Here is a 2,270-nt window from a genome sequence, read left to right on the forward strand (position 1 = left end):
GCGAACACCACAACGGCGTTCTTTTTACGCAGAACCTTGAGCCATTCGCGGATTTTCGCCAGAAATTGTTCGTTATCCAGCATCACCCATGCTTCATCCAGCGTAATCAAGGTTGGGCTACCATCCAGCATTTGTTCGATGCGATGGAACAGATACAGCAGGGTCGGTACCGTAATGAGCTTGGCGGATTCACCACTCTGTAACAGGTTTTCCAATTCAAAAGTAATGAATCGACTGGAAAGGTCGAGGCTGTCATGCCGTGCATCTAACAGCGTTCCCGCACGACCCGTACCCGCATAAAAGCCAATAGCGGCTTTCAGTTTGGCATCCTGTAAAAGTGACTGCACATCGGTAATCGACCGCCCTTCTTCACCCGCCAGCCCCTCAACGGCATTATGAATAGCCTGCCGCTCTGCCGGCGTTACTGTGACACCCTGCAAAACAGCCAAGGATTCCAGCCAGTTTTCCGCAAAAGTCTTCTCAATGCTGCCATCGGTAATACGGTCCAAAGGTGCGAAAGTCAGATCGGACAATTCACCGGCAATATCGTAATGCTGACCACCAAAGGCTTCCGTCAGAGCATACAGGGAACGGCCCTTATCAAAAGCGATGACGCGGGCATTTTTATAGCGTGACCATTGCGCAGCAAGTAAGGCCAGCAATGCTGATTTACCGGCACCCGTTGGCCCCGCGATCAAGCCATGCCCCAGGTCACCCACATGCAAGTTGAAGCGGAATGGGTTACCCCCAGTGGTCTTTGCATAAGTAAGTGCAGGGGCTTTCTTGCCGTCCTGTTGCATGAGTGGGCTAGGGCAGCGTTCAGACCCCGGCCAAACAGAAGTTTTTGGAGACAAGTCCGCATAGTTTAGGCTGTGCATCAGTGGCTTGCGCACGTTTTCCCAAGTGTGGGATGGCAAGCTCCCTAAGAATGCTTCAACAGCATTACCGGTTTCGTTGAAAGACACGAAACCACTACTATCCAGAAAATTGCGGGCCAAGCGCACCCTTTCGTTGAGTACATTCAGATCCTGATGCATCAAAATCACGGTTGCCGTGAAAAAACCAAAACGCACTTGCCCACTGCTGGCTTCCGCAGCCGCTATGCTCGCGTCGTCTGCCATTTTTTGTTTGTCCTGGTTAGCGTTGGCAGCAGGCAAAACACCGTGATCCATTGCAGCACCAACGTAATCGCGCATCGAGAAACGGGCGCCTAGCCAATGCTGGCGATACTGCTCTATCTGTTTTAACGCCTCTTTGTCATCCAGGTAAATGAATCGGGTGGTATAACGCAAAGAAAAAGGTAGATTGTGCAAGGCTTCCAGCATGTCCGGCTGAGTGCTCTGCGGGTAGCCGGTGAAAGTGATGACACGGATGTTCTGGTCATCAATCATAGGCTCCAACCCACCTACAAGAGCATGGTGCCCCACCAGAGCATCCAGATACACAGGGAAGTCAGGTGCATTAACGGGATGAGTGCGCCCCGTTAAACATTCGTGGTAGTGTGTCAAATAATGGTCGTCATCCAGCGGCGTAATCTTCCAGCCCACTTGTGCTGACTGAAGAATACCACAAATGGTGGAAACCGTATCAGAGAATTTGGTAATGACCGACTCGAAAGTTTTTTGCTCGGCTTTGTGCTTGTTGTTGATGTAAGCCGAAGCACCGGACACTTCACTCTCTGCCGGAGTCTGCCAGGAGAGCACACAATAGTATCGCGTCAGAAAATGTGCCCCCTCCAGCTCAAACTGCTGGCGGCGTTCATCATCAATCAACTGAGCAACCGGGCTCAAAAAGTGATTTTCTGAAGCCGGGATATACGAGTCAGCGGGGCTACGGATAGCCGTGATATGACTGGCCCAACCCCCACCGCCAAGACGCACCAAAGCACTATTGATGAATGCTGAGAGCCGGTTGATGGCTTCGTGCGAAAGACTTTCTAAGTCAGGACCAGAAAATTGGAAGCCCATGGACAGGCTGCCATCCTTGTTAAGTGCAATGGCAGTTGGTTGGCCCAGTACAGTTGTGGAGTCCACCAGAATTGCCGGATTAAGCAAATCCGGTAGAGCTTTATCTTTATCCCGAAATTCTTTGATGTTAAGCATGCTTTTTCTTCCCTTTCATAAAAGTGGTCTGCACCCAAAACAACAGATGCTCAACCGGGGCCTGTTTCTGGACATGAGCCGGAGCAGGTTCTGCATCCAATGTCTGCCCACTCCCATAAAAATGCTGGTACTTCAGATTTCGGCTGGTGACTTCAAGCATCTGTGTGT

At 50.9% G+C, this 2,270-nt stretch carries 1 protein-coding gene; it reads right to left on the reverse strand.

Annotated features, from left to right (window positions below; all coding sequences use genetic code 11):
* The coding region (locus AC2VLY_RS13410; protein WP_486922439.1) for a VirB4 family type IV secretion/conjugal transfer ATPase at positions 1-2,102 on the reverse strand (2,102 nt) is incomplete at its 3' end.
* Positions 2,103-2,270: the final 168 nt, after the last annotated feature.

The organism is Acidithiobacillus sp. TH-A36, assembly GCF_057473445.1.